The following is a 3602-nucleotide window of genomic DNA, read 5'->3' on the forward strand; positions in this document are numbered from 1 at the left end:
CCAGCGACCCTCTCTGGACGCGCGACTACACCGACGCAGGCACCGGCCTCGTGCCGAAGCGGCGCTACCTGCTGGTGTCCGCGCCCGCGACCAACACCAACGGGGCCGTGGAGTTCGCCATCACCGGCCGCGTCGGCACCGGCCCCCGGCCGCGCGTCGTGCCGCCGCCCGCCTTCGGGGCGCTCACGCTGGTGGACGAGGTGAACTGCGGCGACGCCAGTGATCCGCACGCATTCCAGCAGTTCCCCGCCAATGGCAGCCGCATCGAGACCGTGCTCGGGCGCGCCGTCCGCGTGCTGCCCAATGACACCCCGGGCCGCAAGTACTTCGCCTACCGCCTGGGCGTGGGCAAGAACCTGGTCGCGGGCAGGGCCTACGTGCTCTCCGTCGAGTACCCGGACGACGTGCCGCGCACCGTCATCATCTCCAACAACGGCGCGGAGTACACACGCGCCTTCCACACGGGCAACACCGTGGGTGACGCGCTCCAGCCGCCCTACGTCAATCCCAACCCCGAATCGCTGGAGCTGCCGCAGACGGGTGAATTCCAGACGTGGCAGACGCTGTTTCACCTGCACGACCGCTACCCCGGCATCCAGCGCCCCCGGGGCACCGAACATCCGCGCGACCTGACGCCCTCCCAGGGCTTCTGGGTCACCGTCGCGCACTTCCGCCCGGAGGACGCGCCCCTGTCCCGGGGCGCCGCCGTCGCGAGGATCCGCCTCTACGAAGCCCCGGCCGCGCCGGCCTACTACGCCCCCGTCACCCTGCCCCCCACGGGCCTGCCCAAGCGCCACCTCTTCGTCCGCGAGGAGATGTCCGACGGGGTCATCAACCAGGACCCGGGCCCGTTCCTCGGCGTGACGAACCGGGTGGACTGGTACGAGTACAAGGCCCGGCTGCTGAAGTTCCTGGGGATGAACACCTTCTCCAATGACCTGCTGGAGTTCGGCCACAACCAGGGCTGGGACTCGGGCCCCTATGGTGGCAACACCTGGGTGTATCAGAGCCGCTACCCGTCCCTCTGGGCCGACACGCTCACCATGCTGGGCCGGTACGACCTGGAGGTCCTGCCCTACTACGAGTACTCCGGCAGCCGTGGCGGCAACAGCCTGGGCTACCAGCGGCGCGCGAAGCCCCTCACGCGCACCGACGACGCCTATACCCATATCAGCTGGACCGAGGACGCCCGCGCCGACCTCACCGACCCGGACACGCTGACGGACTTCAAGAAGATGCTGGACCTCACGGTCATCCAGCACACGGCGAAGAAGAAGTTCGTCGGCGTGTGGCTGCGGCCCCGCTCCAGCGCGCTGCCCATCGGCTTCGCGGACGCGACGCTCGCGCGCTTCGCCTCCGAGGCGAACGGCGGCGTCACCATCACCCGGCCGCAGCTCCAGGCGGACAGCGCGCTGCTCCAGCGCTACTACGAATGGTGGCTGATCAAGCGCCGTGCCTTCATCGACAGCGTGACGGATTACCTGCGCTCCCAGGGCGTGGGCAGCGACGCCGTGACGCTCTACACCTCCGACGCCACCGAGGCCGGCCGCTCCCACCCCACCACCGGCGGCGCCATGGTCGCGGAGAACCCCGCGCCCTGGCTCTCCCTGGGCAGGAGCGTGATGGCCCTGGACCAGGCCCTGAGCGAGAACCGCCAGCTCAACGCCCTCCTCTCGCCGCTCAGCACCTGGGGCGGCTGGGAATGGCAGCACGCCGACCCCTGGAGCGATCCCCAGCACTACACGTCCGACAGCAAGGGCGCGCTCACGTACACCTTCAACCACGCCTACACCGTGGGCCGGCCGGATGCGCTCAATGCCTTTCGGAGCGGCGCGGGCCTGGCGATGGTGCGGCACTTCGCGCTCAACGAGGACACGATGACGGAGGGCGCCACCCCGCTGCTCGGCTACTTCGTCACCGACGTGGAGCACGCCGGGCCATACTCGAAGCTCGCCGAGGCTCGGGCCGTGGCGAATGGTGACCCGCGCTTCCTGGGCTCCCTGTCGAGCGCGAGCTTCAACCAGGGCTTCCCGGAGTACGCGCGCGCCTTCAACCAGGCGTTCCTGTCGCTTCCGGCGCTGCCTGGCCAGCTCGTGCCGAACGCCGCGTCCAACCCCGCCGTGGTGGTGCGCGCCATCAACGCGGCTGCGCAGGGCACCTGGCTCGCGGTCGTGAACACGGGCGTGCGGCAGGTGGACGATGTCGTCATCACCCTGCCCGTCGCGGGCACCGTGAGGGACGCGGTGACGGGCGCGACGGTGCCGACGGTCAACGGCGGGCTGACCCTGTCCATGCATCCCGCGCAGCTTCGGTCCTTCCGCATCACCCCCTAGTCACCGGGGAGCGTCAGGAGCTGCACGAGAGCGCGGAGCAGCCGGGCTTCGAACGCGCCCAGTCAGGCCGCCGGGCCGCGTAGGATTCGCGGCCCGGTTGTTCGTCGAAGGGGTGTCGCATCACGTCCAGCAGCAGGTGCACCTTCGAGTCGTCGCCCGCGTGCGCCGCGTCGATGGCTTCCTGCGCCAGGTAGTTGCGCAGCACGTACTTCGGGTTCACCGCGTCCATCCGGCGCGCCAGCTCCACGGGGTCCGCGCCCTCACGCCGCGTGCGCTGCCACCACGCCGTGAGCCATTGGAGGCCCCGGGCCAGGTGGGGCTCCGACACGGGTTTGTAGAAGGCCTCGCGCAGCACGTCCGGGAACACGGTGGGCGCCGTGGGAGAAAGCACCACGCGGGACAGGCCCCGGAAGAAGAGGGTCAGGTCCGTCTCCTCCTCGGCCAGCCACGCCAGACACGCGTTCACCCGTTCAACGTCCGCGTCATCCTCCAAGGTGGAAAGGCCCAGCTTCGCCGCGTACCGCGCCAGCATCTGCGCGTTCAGCGCGCGCTGGTATTCGAGCAGCCCCGCCTGGAGCAGGCCCTCGTCACCGTCGAAGAGCGGCATCAGCGCGACGCCCAGCCGCTCGATGTTCCACATCCCGATGGCGGGCTGGTTGCCGAAGCGATAGCGGCCGTTTTCAGCGTCGGTGGTGTTGGGCGTCCAGTCAGGGTTGAAGTCATCCACCCAGCCATAGGGGCCGTAGTCGATGGTGAGCCCGAGGATGGACATGTTGTCGGTGTTCATCACGCCGTGCACGAAGCCCACCGCCTGCCAGTGCGCGATGAGTTTCGCGGTGCGGCGCGCCACCTCCTGGAAGAAGGCGGCGTAGGTGTCCCTGGACGGCGCGCCCAGCTCCGGAAAGAACTGCGTCAGCGTGTAGTCCGCCAGTTGCTTGAGCAGCGCCACGTCCCCCCGGCTCGTGCACAGCTCGAAGTTGCCGAAGCGCAGGAAGCTGGGGGCGACGCGGCAGACGATGGCGCCGGGCTCCTCCTGGGGGTGCCCGTCATAGAACATGTCCCGGACGACCGCGTCCCCCGTAGCGACGAGCGACAGCGCGCGGGTGGTGGGCACGCCCAGGTGGTGCATGGCCTCGCTGCACAGGAACTCGCGGATGGAGGAGCGCAGCACCGCGCGCCCATCCGCCCGGCGCGAGTACGGCGTCCGGCCCGCCCCCTTGAGCTGCAATTCGTAGTGCGTCCCATCGGGAGCGCGCAGCTCCCCCAACC

General features: G+C 69.9%; 2 protein-coding genes. One reads left to right on the forward strand and one right to left on the reverse strand.

Annotated elements, in window-relative coordinates:
- A partial coding sequence (locus D7Y13_RS46125; protein ID WP_158626195.1) for a hypothetical protein occupies positions 1-2333 on the forward strand: 2333 nt, incomplete at its 5' end.
- 13 nt (positions 2334-2346) lie between these two features.
- Here the strand turns inward: D7Y13_RS46125 and D7Y13_RS39820 are convergent.
- Positions 2347-3602 (reverse strand): protein adenylyltransferase SelO (locus D7Y13_RS39820; protein WP_120631002.1); only part of this gene is annotated, 1256 nt, incomplete at its 5' end.

This window comes from Corallococcus praedator (assembly GCF_003612125.1).
In the GTDB taxonomy this organism is placed as follows: domain Bacteria; phylum Myxococcota; class Myxococcia; order Myxococcales; family Myxococcaceae; genus Corallococcus; species Corallococcus praedator.